This window comes from Stenotrophomonas sp. PS02289, assembly GCF_029960115.1.
Classification (GTDB): Bacteria; Pseudomonadota; Gammaproteobacteria; order Xanthomonadales; family Xanthomonadaceae; genus Stenotrophomonas.
On sequence record NZ_JASCOZ010000102.1, the window covers coordinates 1 to 15,657 of the forward strand.

Annotated in this window: 16 protein-coding genes, 1 tRNA gene and 1 other RNA gene; 9 read left to right on the forward strand and 9 right to left on the reverse strand. The window is 67.4% G+C overall.

Features of this window, described 5'->3' with window-relative positions; translation table 11 throughout:
- Positions 1-73: 73 nt before the first annotated feature.
- Positions 74-1,915: a glycosyltransferase family 39 protein gene (locus tag QMX83_RS14250; protein WP_282297303.1), complete on the reverse strand. Its 1,842-nt coding sequence runs from the start codon at positions 1,913-1,915 to the stop codon at positions 74-76.
- Positions 1,916-1,955: 40 nt separating this feature from the next.
- Here QMX83_RS14250 and QMX83_RS14255 point away from each other — a divergent pair, with 40 nt between their 5' ends.
- From QMX83_RS14255 to QMX83_RS14270, 4 genes are read left to right on the forward strand one after another with little or no spacing between them, the layout of a single operon-like run.
- The gene (locus QMX83_RS14255) at positions 1,956-2,909 is read left to right on the forward strand and encodes a MoxR family ATPase (RefSeq protein ID WP_282297304.1); all 954 of its coding nucleotides are present in this window, start codon (positions 1,956-1,958) and stop codon (positions 2,907-2,909) included.
- A 1-nt stretch (position 2,910) separates the two neighbouring features.
- Positions 2,911-3,861 carry a DUF58 domain-containing protein gene (locus QMX83_RS14260; protein WP_282297305.1) on the forward strand — a complete coding sequence of 317 codons (951 nt, stop codon included), beginning with the start codon at positions 2,911-2,913 and terminating at the stop codon, positions 3,859-3,861.
- The gene (locus tag QMX83_RS14265; RefSeq protein WP_282297306.1) at positions 3,854-5,803 is read left to right on the forward strand and encodes a DUF3488 and transglutaminase-like domain-containing protein; all 1,950 of its coding nucleotides are present in this window, start codon (positions 3,854-3,856) and stop codon (positions 5,801-5,803) included. The genes QMX83_RS14260 and QMX83_RS14265 overlap by 8 nt, the downstream gene beginning before the upstream one ends.
- On the forward strand, positions 5,800-6,324 hold the full coding sequence (locus QMX83_RS14270) for a Slp family lipoprotein (protein ID WP_282297307.1): 525 nt from the start codon (positions 5,800-5,802) through the stop codon (positions 6,322-6,324). Before QMX83_RS14265 ends, QMX83_RS14270 begins: the two co-directional genes overlap by 4 nt.
- 46 nt (positions 6,325-6,370) lie before the next feature.
- Here QMX83_RS14270 and QMX83_RS14275 read toward each other — a convergent pair whose 3' ends face one another.
- The 4 genes from QMX83_RS14275 to dnaX are packed head-to-tail and all read right to left on the reverse strand — an operon-like array spanning position 6,371 to position 9,596.
- The gene (locus tag QMX83_RS14275; protein ID WP_282297308.1) at positions 6,371-6,730 is read right to left on the reverse strand and encodes a histidine triad nucleotide-binding protein; all 360 of its coding nucleotides are present in this window, start codon (positions 6,728-6,730) and stop codon (positions 6,371-6,373) included.
- A gap of 17 nt (positions 6,731-6,747) precedes the next feature.
- Positions 6,748-7,344, reverse strand: coding sequence for a recombination mediator RecR (gene recR / locus QMX83_RS14280; RefSeq protein ID WP_282297309.1), 597 nt, complete (start codon positions 7,342-7,344; stop codon positions 6,748-6,750).
- A gap of 2 nt (positions 7,345-7,346) precedes the next feature.
- A complete protein-coding gene (locus QMX83_RS14285) occupies positions 7,347-7,667 on the reverse strand; it encodes a YbaB/EbfC family nucleoid-associated protein (protein ID WP_282297310.1) in 321 nt (106 codons plus the stop codon).
- 6 nt (positions 7,668-7,673) lie between these two features.
- Entirely contained in the window at positions 7,674-9,596 is a 1,923-nt protein-coding gene (dnaX, locus tag QMX83_RS14290; RefSeq protein WP_282297311.1) for a DNA polymerase III subunit gamma/tau, read from the reverse strand.
- Positions 9,597-9,729: 133 nt separating this feature from the next.
- On the opposite strand from dnaX, the gene QMX83_RS14295 reads away from it, so the two are divergent.
- The 3 genes from QMX83_RS14295 to QMX83_RS14305 all read left to right on the forward strand — a co-directional run bounded on the left by QMX83_RS14295 (position 9,730) and on the right by QMX83_RS14305 (position 11,331).
- Positions 9,730-9,822: transfer RNA gene (locus QMX83_RS14295), tRNA-Ser, on the forward strand.
- 361 nt (positions 9,823-10,183) lie between these two features.
- Positions 10,184-10,792, forward strand: a complete 609-nt coding sequence (locus QMX83_RS14300) for a cation transporter (protein WP_282297312.1) — start codon at positions 10,184-10,186, stop codon at positions 10,790-10,792.
- An 83-nt stretch (positions 10,793-10,875) separates the two neighbouring features.
- Positions 10,876-11,331: a GNAT family N-acetyltransferase gene (locus tag QMX83_RS14305; protein ID WP_282297313.1), complete on the forward strand. Its 456-nt coding sequence runs from the start codon at positions 10,876-10,878 to the stop codon at positions 11,329-11,331.
- Between the two features lie 48 nt (positions 11,332-11,379).
- Here the strand turns inward: QMX83_RS14305 and QMX83_RS14310 are convergent, their stop codons facing one another.
- Together QMX83_RS14310 and sugE are read right to left on the reverse strand one after the other, a co-directional pair.
- Positions 11,380-12,168, reverse strand: a complete 789-nt coding sequence (locus tag QMX83_RS14310) for an isocitrate lyase/phosphoenolpyruvate mutase family protein (protein WP_282297314.1) — start codon at positions 12,166-12,168, stop codon at positions 11,380-11,382.
- Between the two features lie 203 nt (positions 12,169-12,371).
- Entirely contained in the window at positions 12,372-12,689 is a 318-nt protein-coding gene (gene sugE, locus QMX83_RS14315) for a quaternary ammonium compound efflux SMR transporter SugE (RefSeq protein WP_282297315.1), read from the reverse strand.
- 229 nt (positions 12,690-12,918) lie between these two features.
- Here sugE and ffs point away from each other — a divergent pair.
- Positions 12,919-13,015, forward strand: an RNA gene (gene ffs, locus QMX83_RS14320) — signal recognition particle sRNA small type.
- Here the strand turns inward: ffs and QMX83_RS14325 are convergent.
- Positions 13,002-13,775, reverse strand: coding sequence for an MBL fold metallo-hydrolase (locus tag QMX83_RS14325; protein ID WP_282297316.1), 774 nt, complete (start codon positions 13,773-13,775; stop codon positions 13,002-13,004). The two genes, ffs and QMX83_RS14325, sit on opposite strands and share 14 nt — an antisense overlap.
- Positions 13,775-14,524, reverse strand: coding sequence for a 3-deoxy-D-manno-octulosonic acid kinase (locus QMX83_RS14330; protein WP_282297317.1), 750 nt, complete (start codon positions 14,522-14,524; stop codon positions 13,775-13,777). Before QMX83_RS14330 ends, QMX83_RS14325 begins: the two co-directional genes overlap by 1 nt.
- A gap of 21 nt (positions 14,525-14,545) precedes the next feature.
- Between QMX83_RS14330 and QMX83_RS14335 the strand changes: the two genes are divergently transcribed.
- Positions 14,546-15,589 (forward strand): glycosyltransferase family 9 protein, encoded by a 1,044-nt coding sequence (locus QMX83_RS14335; RefSeq protein ID WP_282297318.1) that lies wholly within the window; start codon positions 14,546-14,548, stop codon positions 15,587-15,589.
- Positions 15,590-15,657 lie beyond the last annotated feature (68 nt).

Sequence of the window (15,657 nt, forward strand, 5' to 3'; positions counted from 1 at the left end):
GGCGCTACCAGACGGATATCGCGTGCATTCGATGTACCGGTAGCGCCGGCCGTTGGCCGGCCCAGGCGGTGTCTCAGCGTACGATGACGGCCTGCTCCTGCCAGGTTTCGACGCTGCCGTCATTGCCGTGCAGGCGCAGGCCCAGCCAGTGCTTGCCGGGAGCCAGCGAGGACGTATCCACCTGCGCATCAAAGCCGACGTTGGGATGCTGCGGGTCATTGGAAATCTTCCAGAACCCGGTGATGTCGTAGGGCCGGCCATAGCGCACCGGCGCGACCGGCTGGCCATCGACCAGCAGCTCCACCTTGGACAGCCCGACGCCGTCCTTGAAGGCCCAGCCGCGCACTTCCACCACGCCCTGCACCTCGCCCCCTGGTTGCGGGGTGTCGAACCAGGCCATGGCCGGCGTCACACACGCCCCCTCAGCGCGCTGCGCCGGCAGACGGAACAGCAGGAAGCGCTGGTAGCCGTGGTCCTGGCTGACCACGCGCGGCGGCGGCAACGGGCCCACCTGCTCGCACACCTGGTGATAGCGCTCCAGCAGTTCGCGGTAACGCTGGTCACTGGGTGAGAGCACCAGCAGCATCGGCCCCTGTCGCTCGCCTTCATGCAGCAGACCCCACTCGCCCAGCTGCGCGGTGCGCCCATGCTTGTCGTTGAGCGGATGCGGCAGCACTTCGATCCGCGGGTCGCGCAGCTGGAAGCCCAGTTCGGCCCCGACCTTGAAGTTGCCCGCCAGCACCCGGGTGCCCTCCGGCATCTGCCGCAGTTCATCGCGCACGGCGTCGGCCAGCGGTCGCCAGCCGGCAAAGTTGCGCGGGTAATACTTGTCTCCGGCCAGTTGCTCGCGCAGCGCCGGGGTGGAGGCCATCAGGTAGTAGCCCAGCGCCAGCGTCAGCCCGGCTCCCGCCAGCCACCAGCCGGTGCGGCGCAGCCAGCGCGGCCAGCCGTTGAGCACCACCGGTACCGCCACCAGCAGCGCCAGGTAGCCCGGCAGCGGCCAGTGGAAACTGATGCGCTCGACGTCGGTGAAAAAGCCGAGCAGGAAGATCGCCACCGTGGACACCGCGCCGACCAGACCGAAGTAGCGCCACTGCGCGCGCGCGCCGCCGCCGGAGCGGGTGCCGGCCAAGGCCACCTTCCACATCGCCACGCACAGAATCGGGGTGACCAGCACCGGCTGGATGACCAGGAACCACAGCCCGCTCCATTGGAAGTTCCAGGGATGACGCTCCACCATCTGGAACTTCAGGCCGGCATCATGGTTGTCCGCATTCCACGCCAACAGCGGCAGCCAGGCCAGAACGCCCATCGCCAGCGCCACCCACACGCGCGGATCGCGCAGCATGCGCCGTCCCTGCGGCAGCACCAAGAGTGCGATGAAGCCGACCGCGATGACGCCGATGAAGCGGTAGTGGCTGAGCGCGCCGATCATCAGGCCCAGCGCCAGCTTCATCGCCGCGCCCGCGGCTCCATCCACGCTGCGCAACAGCCGTGCACCAGCATCCAGGCAGAGCACCGCCGCCAGCGCCATCGGCACGTCGGGCACTGCCAGCATGCCCAGCGTGGCCGAAAGGGGCATCAACAAGGTGAGGCTGCCGGCCTGCCAGCCAGCCACTGCGCCGAACCAGCGCGTGGCAATGCGCGAGACCATCCACGGCAGCGCCGCGCCGATGGCCAGGAACGGAAGCCGCACCGCCAGCACATGTTCGCCGCCCAGTTCCACGCCCAGGCGGGTCAGCCAGGCGGTCAGCCCGGGCAGGTCCGAGTAGGCCATGGCCAGGTGTTGACCTTCCTGCCAGTAGAACGCTTCGTCCACGAACAAGGGCAGACGCGCTGCAATCACCAGCTTTGCAGCGGTGATCAGCGTCCACAACGTCAAAAAAATGGTGCGTGCGCGTTGTTCGCCCTGCATTGGCCTATAGAATCGAAAGGAACGACGACACGAGACGAACATGGAATCTTCGCCCCACGTGCCCGCCATGCTAACCGATGTAGTGCGACAGGCCCTTCGCAACGCCCAGGACCAGGTCAACAGTCTGGTGCTTGGCAAATCCCATGAGGTACGGCTGGCCTTCGTGGCCCTGCTGTCCGGTGGCCACCTGCTGATCGAGGACCTGCCCGGCCTGGGCAAGACCACGCTGGCCCATGCCATGGCATCGAGCCTGGGACTGGGCTTCCAGCGCGTGCAGTTCACCTCGGACCTGCTGCCCGCCGATGTGCTCGGCGTTTCGGTGTACGAAGCGGCCAGCCGGCAGTTCCAGTTCCATCCGGGCCCGGTGTTCACCCATGTGCTGCTGGCCGATGAAATCAATCGCGCCCCGCCGCGCACGCAGAGCGCACTGCTGGAAGCGATGGCCGAACAGCAGGTCACGCTGGACGGCGTGACCCACGCCCTGCCCGATCCGTTCTTCGTGATCGCCACGCAGAACCCGGTGGATCTTTCCGGCACGTTCCCGCTGCCCGATTCGCAGCTCGACCGCTTCCTGCTGCGGCTGGCGCTGGGGTATCCGAACCCGGAATCGGAACGCGAGCTGCTGCGCGGCACGGATCGCCGCCACCTGATCGCGCAGACCACCGCGGCGCTGACCGAGGCCCAGGTACGTACGCTGCGTGAAGCGGTGAGCCAGGTGCACGCCAGCGAAGCCCTCATTACTTATGTGCAGGCGCTGCTGGCACGCAGCCGCCAGCACACCGGCGTGCGCGTGGGACTTTCGCCGCGCGCGGGGCTGGCGCTTCTGCGTGCGGCCAAGGCGCACGCGCTGCTGCTGGGCCGCAGCCACGTGGTACCGGAAGACGTGCAGACCCTGTTCGTGGCGGTCGCCGGGCACCGGCTGGTGCCCGAAGCCGAGGCCGGCAACGGACCCGCGCTGGCACGCGGCATCCTGCAGACGGTACCGGTGGACTGACATGCGACGCGGCTGGGGAGACCGCATCATCCAGAAGCTGGCACGGCCGCGACGGCAGGAAACCCTGCCGCAGCGGCTGCATCGCCGCCGCATCTACGTGCTGCCGACCCGTTTCGGGCTGTTCGTGGCGGTGCTGCTGATGGCCATGCTGCTGGGCGCGCTGAACTACAACAACAATCCTGCGCTGCTGCTGGCCCTGCTGCTGGCCACGGTGGCGGTGGCCAGCACGTTTGCCGCACATCTGCAGCTCTCCGCACTGCGCGTGGACGCGGTGTCGGCCGAGCCGGTCGTCGCCGGCCATCTGCTACGCCTGCGCCTGAGTCTGTCCCGCCCGGACACCCGCCTGCGCCGCGGCCTGCAACTGCAGCACGGCGACGCCGTGGCATATGGGCATCTGGTGGACAGCGACCAGGTGGAAGTGGATCTGGAACTGCCCACCCAGCAGCGCGGCTGGCTGGACCTGGAGCGCATCCGTATCTCCACCACCCAGCCCCTGGGCCTGGTACGCGCCTGGGCATGGGTCTGGCCGGATACACCGCTGCTGGTGTACGCCGCGCCGGAACTGCAGGCCCCTGCCCTTCCGGAAGGCGACGGTGACCCGCTGCACACCCGCGTGCATGCCAGCGGCGACGAACTGCATCAGCTGCGCGCTTACCGCCCCGGCGATCCGCCGCGCAGCATCTCCTGGAAGCATTCGGCCCGGCGCGACACGCTGCTGGTGCGCGAATATGAAAAGCCGGTGGGCGTGGATGTCATGCTGGACTGGTGGCAGCTGAAATCGCTGTCGACCGAAGCACGCATTGCGCGACTGGCGCGCTGGGTCGACCTGGCCGAGCGCGAAGGCCGCCGGTACACGCTCAAACTGCCCGGCCAGCCGGTGCTGGGTCCGGGCCAGGGCAGCAGCCATCACCACCTCTGCCAACGCGCACTGGCGCTGATGCCCCATGACTGAGCGCGCCTCCTTCATTCTGACCGTCGACGCCCGACGCTGGACACTGCTCAGCGCGGCGCTCTCACTGCTGCCGCTGCTGCTGTTGCTGCCGCCACTGCTGAGCGTGGTGTTTGCAGTCGTGGCCGTTCTCACTGCCTTGCTGTCCGGTCAGCGCGTGCTGCCGGGTCCGGTGCGCCTGCTGCTGGTGCTGGGCATGCTGGCCGCGATCTACTGGCAGATGGGCGCCCGCCCGGGACGCGACACCGGCTGCGCGCTGCTGACCGCCATGCTGGCGCTCAAATCCAGCGAACTTCGCACGCTGCGCGATGCACGCAGTCTGCTCGGCTTTGCGCTGTTCGCCCCGTTCTCCGCGTTCCTGCTGGATCAAGGCCCCACCACGATGGTGCTGGCGGTGCTGGCTGCAGTGACGGCGTTGATCACCCTGCAGCGCCTGGCCCAGGCCGAAGGCGAAGCCCCCAGCCCGGCACTGGGCGGGCAGCTGCGCGGGGTGGGCCGTCTGGTGGCGCTGGGATTGCCGCTGGCACTGATTTCGTTCTGGCTGTTCCCGCGACTGAGCGAGCCCCTGTGGGGCTTGCCCGAGCGCGCGGTGGGCAAGCCTGGCCTGTCTGACCGGATGGAACCGGGCCAATGGCTGGACCTGATGAGCGATGACTCACCGGCGCTGCGGGTGAGCTTCATCGGTGAGGTGCCAGCACCGGAGCAGCGCTATTGGCGCGGCCCGGTGCTGACCCACTTCGACGGCAAGGTGTGGGTGCAGGATCGCTATGCGGATCAGGCTCCACCGCCGCAGGTGACCCGCGGTGCGGTGCGCTGGGATTACCAGATCGACTACGAGCCCACCGACCGTCGCCAGCTGGTGGCGCTGGACCTGCCGCTGCAGGCCCCAGCCGGGACCCGACTGGATGCGGACTACAGCCTGAGCAGCAACGTTCCGCTGGCCGCCCTCACCCGCTGGCGGATGCAGTCCTCGCCGGCCGAACGCTATGTGCAACCGCTCAACAACTGGCAGCGCCGACGCCTGCTGGCCGTGCCACCGGACCTCAATCCCCGCACCGCCGCGCTGGCCCGCCAGTGGCGCAACGAAGCCGGCAGCAACGACGCCGCCATCGTCAATCGCGCACTGGAGTGGATCCGCTCGCGCTTCGCCTACACGCTGTCCACGCCGGCCCCGGGCCGCAATGCGGTGGACGAGTTCCTGTTCGACCAGCAGGCTGGCTTCTGCCAGCATTTCAGCTCCTCGTTCGTGGTGCTGATGCGCAACGCCGGCATTCCCGCGCGCGTGGTGACCGGCTTTGCCGGCGGCCAGCGCAATCTCTACGGCGACTACTGGGTGGTGCGGCGCATGGACGCCCATGCCTGGGCCGAAGTGTGGCTGCCGGAGCGCGGCTGGGTACGCGTGGACCCGACCGCCGCGGTGGCCCCGGAGCGCATCTACGACACCCTGGAAGACCGCCTGAACGCTGGCGATGGCGGCGTGACCCTGGAAGGTCGCTGGGCCCAGCTGGGACAGATGGCCGACTACCTGCGCCGCGGCTGGAACGACCTGGTGCTGAGCTTTGACGCCACCCGCCAGCAGCAGCTGCTGCGCCCGCTGGGCATCGACAAGCTGGAGCCGGCGCAGCTGGTGGCCATTTTCATGGCCTTCGCAGGCGCTGCGCTAGGCTGGATGGCATGGGTGCTGGCCCGCGGCGAACGCGAACGCGATCCGCTGCTGCGGGCTTGGCACCGGGTAGGCCGGCGTTACGCGCGGCATGGCCTGGCCCGGGAACCGGCTGAAACCGCCACGGACTGGGCGCAGCGCGTCCACCAGCAGCGCCCCGACCCGGCGCTGATTTCGCTCAGCCAGCGTTTCGTTCAGGCGCGCTACGCTGGTTCCGGGCTCGACCCTACACTTGTGCGTGACCTGCAGCGGCATCGTCCGTCCACCGGAGCATCCTCATGAACACCAAGCTTCTGCTTCCCCTTGCCGCCTCGCTGGCGCTGGCCGCCTGCGCCACTGCGCCCAAGCCGCTGCAGGGCACTTTCAGCGTGGTCAGCCCGCGCGATTCGGTTGCCACCCAGCAGGTGGGCACGCCGGTCCGCTGGGGTGGCCGCATCATTGAAACCACCCCGGGCCAGGGCCAGACCTGCTTCCAGCTGCTGTCGCGCCCGCTCAACGGCACCGGCCGCCCGAACACCACCAGCAACGATGCCAGCGACGGTCGCTTTGTCGCCTGCCGTGCCGGCTTCTACGATCCGGCGGTGTTTGAAGCAGGTCGCGATGTGACCTTCATCGGCAAGATTGCCGGCTACGAAAACACCCGCATCGGCGACTACGACTACAAGCTGCCGAAGCTGGAAGCCGACGTGATCTACCTGTGGCCGGAACAGCGCCAGGTCGACGTGGTGCCGGTGTACCCGTACGGACCGTGGGGTCCGGGCTGGGGTCCGGGCTGGGGCTACCGCGGTTGGGGTTGGTGGTAACCAACACACAAAAAGAAACCGCCCTTTCGGGCGGTTTTTTTGTGCCTCACTTCCCGGGAGCCCCGAAATGCCCCAGCGGCGCGCCGGCCAGCAGGTGCATGTGGATGTGGAACACGGTCTGCCCGGCGTCTTCGCGGCAGTTCATGACGATGCGGTAGCCGTCCTGGGCGAAGCCTTCGCGACGCGCGTATTCGGCTGCGGCCAGCGCCAGCTTGCCGATCAGGTACGCCTGGTCGGGCTGCAGGTCGTCCAGGGTCGGAATGATGTGGTTCTTGGGAATGAACAGCACATGCACCGGAGCCTGCGGCGCGATGTCCTTGAAACCCAGCACGTCGTCGTCCTCAAAGACGATGGTGGCCGGAATTTCGCGGCGGATGATCTTGGAGAACAGCGTTTCCTGGGTCATGGGTCACCAATGAAAGGTCAGGTTGCCTCGGTACGGGTACCGAATGCGTGCGAGAGCGTGCCGCGATCAACGTACTCCAGCTCGCCACCGAGCGGCAGGCCCTGCGCCAGGCGACTGGGACGCACCTGGTGTGCGCGGGCAAGCTGCGCCAGGTAATGCGCAGTCGCCTCACCTTCCACGGTGGCGCTGGTGGCGATGATCAGTTCCTGCACCTCGCCCTGCTGCAGGCGGGTACCCAGTGCATCCAGCCCCAGCTCGCGCGGACCCACGCCGTCCAGCGGCGAAAGCCGCCCCTGCAGCACGTAGTACACCCCGCGAAAACCGGTGGCGCTTTCAATCGCCAACCGATCAGCCGGCGATTCCACCACGCACAGCTGCGCGCGCTCGCGGCTGCTGTTGGCGCAGACCGCACACACCTCGGTTTCAGTGAAGTCACGGCACTGCGCGCAATGGCCAATGCGTTCGATCGCCTTGGCCAGCACCTCGGCCAGCTTCTGCGCCCCTTCGCGCTCACGCTCCAGCACGTGGTAGGCCATGCGCTGGGCGGTTTTCTGGCCGACGCCCGGCAGAATGCGGAAGGCGTCGATCAGCTGTTCGAGCAGGGGCAGGCTCACGGTTAGAACGGCAGCTTCATGCCCGGGGGCAGCTGCATGCCGGCCGTGGCCGAGCCCATGCGGGTCTTGGATTCGGCATCAATCTTGTTGGAGGCATCGTTGAACGCTGCAGCCACCAGGTCTTCCAGCATTTCCGCGTCGCTGAGGATGGACGGGTCGATGCGCACCTTGCGGCACTCCTTGGCACCGGTCAGGGTCACGTTGACCATGCCGCCGCCGGCGCTGCCGGTGACTTCCAGCTTGGCGAGATCTTCCTGGGCCTTCTGCAGGTTTTCCTGCATCTTCTGGGCCTGCTGCATCAGTTGGGCGATGTTGCCGCGCATGATTTTCTACTCTTCAATGGGACGGATGGAATCGGCCACCACCCGTGCGCCGTGCTGCTGAATCAGCACCTGCACGTTGGGGTCGGCCATGAAGGCGGTTTCGGCCGCCTGCTGACGTTCGCCGCGCTGGCGGTCCGAACGCTGGTGCAGCGTTTCGGCTTCGGCCTCGCCGTGCTCGATCACGATCCGCGGGGCGAGCCCCAGCGGACCGGACAGCGCTTCGGTCAGGGCCGCCAGCGAGCGGTCTGAACACAGGTACTCAAATCCGGGCGATACCGCCAGTTTCAAGACACCGCGTTGAAAACTGATGAAGGCCGCGTGCGCCGCCAGCTGCCGCGACGGGCCGTTGAGCTCGCTCTGCGCCACCAGCTGCAGCCAGGCGTCGGCCGAATCCAGGGCCACCGCGTCGCCCGCGGCCGCGCTGGACGCGGGTTCAGCCACCACCGCAGGCGGTGCCGTCACCGGTGCCGGCGCAATGGCAATGCCCTGCGGGCGCTCTGGCGGAGCAGCCGGACGCGCCGGTTCTTCCCACGGCGGCACCATGGCCGCGTCGGGACCGGCCATTTCGGCGGCCAGGGCTTCGTCGCGATCCTCTGCCTCGCCGTGTGCCCACGGCGGCGGGTCGTTGGCCGGAGCCGGCTCCGCAGGCAACGACGGCTTCGGCACGGCCTGGACCGGCGGTTCAGGTGCTTTCGTCGGTTCGGGCGCGGCAACAGGCGCAGGGGCGACTGCGGGGGGCGCAACAGGGGCCGCGACCGACGCGGCGGCCAGGCCGCCGCTAGCTACGTTTCCCGGGCCCGGAACCACCTCCGTGTCGTTGCCGGCATCGCGGGGAACGGGCGGAACTGCCGCCGCCGGACGGAACGCCAGCATGCGCAGCACGGCCATTTCAAAACCGGCGCGCGGGCTCGGAGCCAGGTACAGGTCGCGACGGCCGCTCAGGGCCATCTGATACCAGAGCTGCACCACTTCCGGGCGCAGGCGCTGGGCAAAGCCCACCACATCAATGCCTTCGCCGTCGACGGATGCGCCGGGCACCAGCTGCTGCACCTGGATGCGGTGCAGGCCTTCGGCCAGGGCTTCGAGCACCCCGCTCCAGTCCGGCGAGAACTCCGCCAGCGCCGCCACCACCTGCAGCAGGCGGATGCCATCGCCTTCGGCCAGGGCGTCGAGCATGGCGGCCACCTGGGTGCGGTCGACCGTACCCAGCATGGTGCGCACCACGTCGTCGCGCAGCGCGCCGCCGGCATAGGCAATCGCCTGATCCAGCAGCGACAGGCCATCACGCAGGCTGCCGTCGGCGGCCTTGGCCAGCTGCACGATGGCGCTGGGGTCGGCTTCGATCTCTTCGGCGGCCAGGATGCGGGTCATCTGCCCCTGGATCTGCTCTTCATCCAGCCGCTTCAGGTTGAACTGCAGGCAGCGCGAGAGCACCGTCACTGGCAGCTTCTGCGGGTCGGTGGTGGCCAGCAGGAACTTCACGTGTTCAGGCGGTTCTTCCAGCGTCTTCAGCAGCGCGTTGAACGCCGCCTTGGACAGCATGTGCACTTCGTCGATCAGGTAGACCTTGAACTTGCCGCGCGAAGGCATGTACTGGGCGTTTTCGATGACCTCGCGGACATCGTCGACACCGGTGTTGGACGCGGCGTCGATTTCCAGCAGGTCGATGTAGCGCCCGGAATCGATGTCCAGGCAGGCCGGGCACTGGCCGCAGGGGTCAGCGCTGGTGCCCTGTTCGCAGTTCAGCGACTTGGCAAAAATACGCGCGATGGTGGTCTTGCCGACCCCGCGGGTACCGGTAAACAGGAATGCATGGTGCACCCGGCCGCTGTCCAGCGCATTGCTGAGCGCACGGACCACGTGTTCCTGGCCCACCAGCTCGGCAAAACGCTTCGGACGCCACTTGCGGGCAAGGACGAGATAGGACATCAGGCCACCGTCTTCATCGGGACGTCCATTGTGCCATGCCTGTCCATCCCCTCCGGCCCTGTGTGAAGACGCTTGTGCCCAACGCATTCCCCGGCTAGAATCTGCGCCCCTGCAGCGGGTTTGCCGCAGGTCCGGAGAGGTGTCCGAGTGGTTGAAGGAGCACGCCTGGAAAGTGTGTAAGCGTCTAAACCGCGCTTCGGGGGTTCGAATCCCCCTCTCTCCGCCAGACAAACGCAAAAAGGTCGCCTTAGGGCGGCCTTTTTGCGTTTGCCCGGCAGAGAGAGGGGGATAAAAGGTTTAGCGGATACGCCCGGGCGCGTGGCGACGCGTTCTTCAACCCGGCGCGTCGCTGTGACTTCGGCGCGGAGCGAATCCGGACAGCCGAACGGCTGGCCCCTGCGCAAAGCGCAGGGGCGGGGCCCATGGATGGGCCCCGCAATCCCCGGAAAACGAAGCGGCCACCATCGCCCCACATTCGACCACGTACAGCCACGCTCTGCGTGGCTGCTCTTCGCTTGACCTGGCACCGCGCAGCCACGCAAGGCGTGGCTCTACAATGCGGGTGTCCACGTTCCATCAACGTCCCCATGTCCGACTGCTGCGGCTGCGGAAAACTCGTCGACACCACCGCCCTGCACGCCAAGCAGCGCCGCGTGCTGCGCATCGTACTGGCCATCAACCTGGCCACCTTCGTGATGATGGCCGCCGCCGCATGGTGGAGCCATTCATCCTCCCTGCTTTCCGGCAGCCTGGACAACCTCGGCGATGCCCTCACCTACGCGATCAGCCTGGCCGTGGTCGGTGCCTCAGCAAAAGCCAAAGGCCGCGTCGCGTTTCTGAAGGGCCTGCTGATTCTGGGTGCAGCACTGACGGTCGCGGCCCAGATCGGCTGGCGACTCACCCACCCCACCGTGCCGCTGTTCGAAGGCATGGGCATTGCCGGGGCGTTGAATCTTGCGGCAAATGGCGTTTGCCTGTGGCTGTTGAATCCGTTCCGCAGCGGCGACATCAACATGGCATCTGCGTGGGAATGTTCGCGCAATGACATCTTCGAAGGTGTCGCGGTGTTGCTCGCGGCGCTGGCCGTATGGCTGTTCGGAGCCGGCTGGCCGGATCTTCTGATTGCAGCAGCGCTGCTGCTGATGTTTCTGCGCTCGGCGCTGAGGGTACTCCGCGCGGCGTGGCAGGAAATGTAGAGCCACGCCCTGCGTGGCTGCTCTTCGCTTGATCCCAGCACCGCGAAGCCACGCAGGGCGTGGCTCTACGACAGAATGCCTGCATGACTACATTCCGCCCCTACAGCCCCAACGACGCCACCCACTGCCTGCGCGTCTTCGACAGCAACACGCCGCGCTACTTCGGCCCGCATGAGCGCTCTGGATTCGTAGGCTTCCTGCAGGAACCACAGCGCCCGCAGGATTACGCCGTGGTGGAGCGCGACGGCCAGATCGTCGCCTGCGGCGGTCTCGCCAGCCTGGATGAGGAAACCGCCGGTTTCGTCTGGGGCATGGTGGATCAGACCCTGCATCGCCAGGGCGTCGGCAAGGCGCTTGCCTTGGCGCGCATTGAACAGGCGCGGGAGATGGGTAAACGCCGGGTGGTGTTGAACACCAGCCAGCATGTGCAGGCGTTCTATGCCGGGCTGGGGTTTGCGGTGGTCAACGTGGTAGTGGACGGGCATGGGCCGGGATTGGATGCGGTGGAGATGGTGCTGGCGTTGACTGATTGCCTGTAATCCTGCACCGCGAAGCCACGCAGGGCGTGGCTCTATGGCACCCCATCGTTACGCGAACAGGGCATTCAATGCGGCGTAGCTCGGCGGGGTCGCGGGCATGGCCAGCGCATCATCCAGCATCGCGCGGGTCGCGGATTCCACCGCGCTCCAGGCGTGCGCATACAACGCGGGGCCGGCACTGAGTCGACGCACTCCGGCGGCCAGTAGTTCTGCATGTGTGCCGATCCCCGGCAGCCACATGACGTTGAGCGGCAATGCGATACCTGCGACCACGGCCGCGATATCGGCAGGCTGCTTCAATCCCGGGACGAACGCCCCATCGGCACCCGCCGCGGCGTACGCCTGCAATCGCTCCACGCTCATGGCAACGGCTGCCTGCCCTTCGGCGAGCCCGCGCAGATATACATCGGTGCGTGCGTTGATGAACAACGGACGGCCGGCAAGCGCCGCGCGGATGGCGGTGAACTTGTCAGCGAGCAACGCAGACGCGCCGGTGCCGTCTTCAAGGTTGATGCCGACCACGCCGAGTTCAACCAGCGACTGCACCAGTGCCGCTACCTGCTGCGGGTCATCGCTGTAGCCATCTTCAATATCGACGGTGATCGGTATCGACGTGGCATGCACGATCTCAGCGACACGCTGCAGCAGTGCGGTACGCGGCAATGCGCTGCCGTCGGCGTAGCCGCAGGACCACGCCATCGCGGCGCTGGTGGTACCGACGGCCTGCGCGCCCTGCTCCTGGGCGAGGCGGGCGCTGCCGGCGTCCCAGGCGTTGGGGAGGACGAGCAGCGCGTTGGTGTTGTGGAGTTCGGCGAAGCGGACGTGCAGGTTGCTCATGACCGGGGCCTCGGGGCTTGGGAAGCGTGAGTGTGCGCTTTCCGCCGGGGCGGCGCTGGCCGGATTCGGACAGGAATAGGCTGCGGTGAGGCGGTTCCGTTTTGGGGCCATGCCTTACAGCAGTGGCCGGCAGGGTCGGCGGTCGTCTTGCGAGCGACCCTACCGGCGTTCCCCCTCCATGCGTAGTCGGGAGAGGCTACACGTCAGCTGCTGGAGAGCTTCATCAGGACCAGGCCGCTGACGATCAGTACGGCGGCACCGATGCGCATGGCGGTGACCTGCTCGCCGAGGAACACGATGCCGACGATGAACGCGCCGACCGCGCCGATGCCGGTCCAGATGGTGTAGGCGGTGCCCAGCGGCAGGGTGCGCATCGCCAGGGCGAGCAGCCAGAAGCTGGCGGCCATGGCGGTGAAGGTGATGAGCGAGGGGGTGAGCTTGCTGAAGCCTTCGGACTGCTTCATGGAAAACGCCCAGACGATTTCCAGAACGCCGGCAACGAGTAGATAGATCCAGGCCATGGTGGCCTCCTTTGATGGGGCCAGGCCGTCCTGGTCAGTGATACCCGGTTTGGGGGAGGTCGTTCCTCCATTTTGCGAGCAGCGGGGCAAGCCCCGCTCTACGTGGGGGATTCTAGCCAATGGGGAGAGCGGCCGGGGATTGCGGAGACCGGTGGGCTACAGAGGGTTCAGGGTTTTGTTTGTGCTAGAATGGCGGACTGCACTTCGGTGCAACGTCTCTATGGCGGCCCCGTCGGCCCCTCGCGACGCTAGATCGAAAATCCCGCCAGGGCCGGAAGGCAGCAACGGTATCGATCGACGCGGGCGCCGAGGTCAGCCGGCGGGGCCGTCACCCGTTTCGGGGGTCGGTGCCGTCGGCACGGCCAACGCCACGCACTCACCGGGCACGGCCACGCGATGGCCGCGGGCGCGCAGCGCCTCACCATCGGCTTCGCTGGCGTAGTGATACAGCATCATGCGCGCCTGCAGCGCGGGCGAATACTCGCGCTCGAGATCATCCACACCGGTATGCGACGGATTGCCGTGCAGCCCGCAGTCGTGGGCGATCAATTCGTTGTCGTTGGCGTAACGGGCGAGCATTTCCGGAATCGGCCGGGTGTCGCCACTCCACACCAATGCGCCCTGCAGGCGCAGGCCATAGGCGGTTTCCGGCCAGTGATGGCGCACCGGAAACACCTCCAGGCGCACGCCGTCGTGCCAGAACGCATCGCCGACCACGATCAACTGGAAGGCGTCCCAGAAGTTGGCCCCGCCCTCGGCCAGCACGTTGGGGTAGTCCCCTACCCGCTTGTGCAGCAGCGGCACGACGGTGGCCGGCACGTACAGGCGGATCTTGCCGCGCCGCGCCGGCGAAAAATAAGCATCCACGAACAGCCGCTCGAAGCCGGCGACATGGTCCAGATGCACATGGGTGACGAACAGCGCCTGCGGCATCTGTCCGTACTGCGCCAGATAGGCGGTCAACCCTTCGCCGCCGCAGTCGATGGTCAGCCAGGGCGCGCCGTCGCGCTCGATCACCGCCATCGGCGAACCCAGCTGCACGGCCGACGCATTGCCGACCCCCATGAAGCGCAGGCCCCACTCCATCAGTAACCCCGATTCCAGGCCAGGTCGTAGGCGCGACGCAGTCGCGCGTAGTCCTTTTCCACTTCTTCGTGGCTGCGCTCGCCGCGCAGCTTGATCAGCGAGCGGTGCAGACGCTTGAGGTTGCGCTCACGCCAGGCGGTGGCCGGAATGCGTTGCACGCCGCGGTCGAAGTCGATCAGCCAGCCATGGCCGTTGGCGTCGAACAGGATGTTGTGGGCATTGAGGTCGGCATGGTCCAGCCCGGCCCGGTGGAACCGCGCGATGAGCCGACCGGTTTCTTCCCACGGAGCCCCGCGGCCGGCGACCAGCGCGCGGTCGGCCAGCGAGCGGACGCCTTCCAGGCGCTCCATCAGGATGGCGGCGCGGTAACGCAGGCCGTCGCGCATGTAGAACGCGGCAATCGGCCGCGGCACCGGCAGCTTCTGCGCGCGCAGGGCACGCATCAGGCGGAATTCGGCGAAGCTGCGCGTGCGGTTGGCCCCGCGCCAGATGTACTGGTCGCGGCTGAGCTTGGCGGCCAGGCCGCCGCGCAGGTAGTGGCGCAGCACGCAATGGCCGAACGGCGCATCCACGAACCAGGCCCCGCCGCGACCGCCGTCGCCCACGGGACGCGCGCGCTCGCCCCAGTGCGCCGGCGAGAACAGGCTCATGTCGGCTTGCCGCAGGCGTTCGCGGTCGAACAGAATGGCACCCATACCGCGTCCATCGCGGCAGGGCGTCAGCGCTTCAGTGGCGTCGAATGCGACCATTCCTTCGAGTCTAACAACACCATGGCACCAACGTCCTCTTCCTTGTGTCTTTTGCGTTTGTCGGCGCTGGGCGATGTGACCCACGTGGTACCCCTGGTGCGTACCCTGCAGCGGGGCCTGCCGGGCACCGAACTGCACTGGATCATCGACAAGGTCGGCCAGAAACTGCTCGATGGCCTGCCCGGCGTGGTGTTCCATACCTACGACAAGAAGACCGGCCTGCAAGGCATGCGCGCCCTGCGCCAGACCCTGCCTCCGGGCCGTTTCGACGCGCTGCTGCAGATGCAGGTGGCCTTCCGCGCCAATGTGCTGTCGGCCTTCGTGCCGGCCAGGCGCCGGATCGGCTATGACAAGGCGCGCTCCAAAGACCTGCATGGGCTTTTCATCAACGAGCGCATCGCCGACCGCCCCGGCATCCATGTGCTGGATGCGATGGGCAGCTTCTGCGAGCCGCTGGGCCTGAAACAGACCGAGGTGAGCTGGGATCTGGCGGTGCCGCAGGCGGCGGTGGACTGGGCCCAGGCGCAGTGGGACGACGATGGCCGGCCGGTGCTGATGATCTCGCCCTGCTCCAGCCATGTGCGCCGCAACTGGTACGCCGACCGCTATGCCGCGGTGGCCAATCATGCGGCCAGCCGGGGCTGGCGGGTGGTGCTGTGCGGGGGCCGCAGCGAGCTGGAACGGAACATGGCGGACGCCATCCAGGCCCAGCTGCAGACCCCGGCGCTGGACCTGGTGGGCAAGGACACCCTGAAGCAGCTGCCGGCCCTGCTGGCCCGCGCGGCGCTGGTGATGACCCCGGACTCCGGCCCGATGCACATCGCCAACGCGATGGGAGCCAAGGTGCTGGGCCTGCATGCGGCCAGCAACCCGCACCGCAGCGGCCCCTACTCGGACCGCCGCTACTGCGTGGACCGCTATGACGATGCGGCGCGCAAGTACCTGGGTAAACCGGGCGCCGAGCTCAAATGGGGTACCAAGATCGAGTTCGACGACGTGATGGAACTGATCACGGTCGAGGACGGCATTGCCGCGTTTGAGCGGTATGTCGCCGATCACCGTTAACGGGTGACCGGTAGCGGCCGCCCGTGGGCGGCCCCCCCGGTTAACGGGGGTGTTTGTGTTTTATTGAA

Bases quoted from the DNA above. Each gene is read 5' to 3' on its own strand.
- QMX83_RS14250 (WP_282297303.1), bottom strand. From the start codon at position 1,915: ATGCAGGGCGAACAACGCGCACGCACCATTTTTTTGACGTTGTGGACG.
- QMX83_RS14255 (WP_282297304.1), top strand. From the start codon at position 1,956: ATGGAATCTTCGCCCCACGTGCCCGCCATGCTAACCGATGTAGTGCGA.
- QMX83_RS14260 (WP_282297305.1), top strand. From the start codon at position 2,911: ATGCGACGCGGCTGGGGAGACCGCATCATCCAGAAGCTGGCACGGCCG.
- QMX83_RS14265 (WP_282297306.1), top strand. From the start codon at position 3,854: ATGACTGAGCGCGCCTCCTTCATTCTGACCGTCGACGCCCGACGCTGG.
- QMX83_RS14270 (WP_282297307.1), top strand. From the start codon at position 5,800: ATGAACACCAAGCTTCTGCTTCCCCTTGCCGCCTCGCTGGCGCTGGCC.
- QMX83_RS14275 (WP_282297308.1), bottom strand. From the start codon at position 6,730: ATGACCCAGGAAACGCTGTTCTCCAAGATCATCCGCCGCGAAATTCCG.
- QMX83_RS14285 (WP_282297310.1), bottom strand. From the start codon at position 7,667: ATGCGCGGCAACATCGCCCAACTGATGCAGCAGGCCCAGAAGATGCAG.
- dnaX (WP_282297311.1), bottom strand. From the start codon at position 9,596: ATGTCCTATCTCGTCCTTGCCCGCAAGTGGCGTCCGAAGCGTTTTGCC.
- QMX83_RS14300 (WP_282297312.1), top strand. From the start codon at position 10,184: ATGTCCGACTGCTGCGGCTGCGGAAAACTCGTCGACACCACCGCCCTG.
- QMX83_RS14305 (WP_282297313.1), top strand. From the start codon at position 10,876: ATGACTACATTCCGCCCCTACAGCCCCAACGACGCCACCCACTGCCTG.
- QMX83_RS14310 (WP_282297314.1), bottom strand. From the start codon at position 12,168: ATGAGCAACCTGCACGTCCGCTTCGCCGAACTCCACAACACCAACGCG.
- sugE (WP_282297315.1), bottom strand. From the start codon at position 12,689: ATGGCCTGGATCTATCTACTCGTTGCCGGCGTTCTGGAAATCGTCTGG.
- QMX83_RS14325 (WP_282297316.1), bottom strand. From the start codon at position 13,775: ATGGAGTGGGGCCTGCGCTTCATGGGGGTCGGCAATGCGTCGGCCGTG.
- QMX83_RS14330 (WP_282297317.1), bottom strand. From the start codon at position 14,524: ATGGTCGCATTCGACGCCACTGAAGCGCTGACGCCCTGCCGCGATGGA.
- QMX83_RS14335 (WP_282297318.1), top strand. From the start codon at position 14,546: ATGGCACCAACGTCCTCTTCCTTGTGTCTTTTGCGTTTGTCGGCGCTG.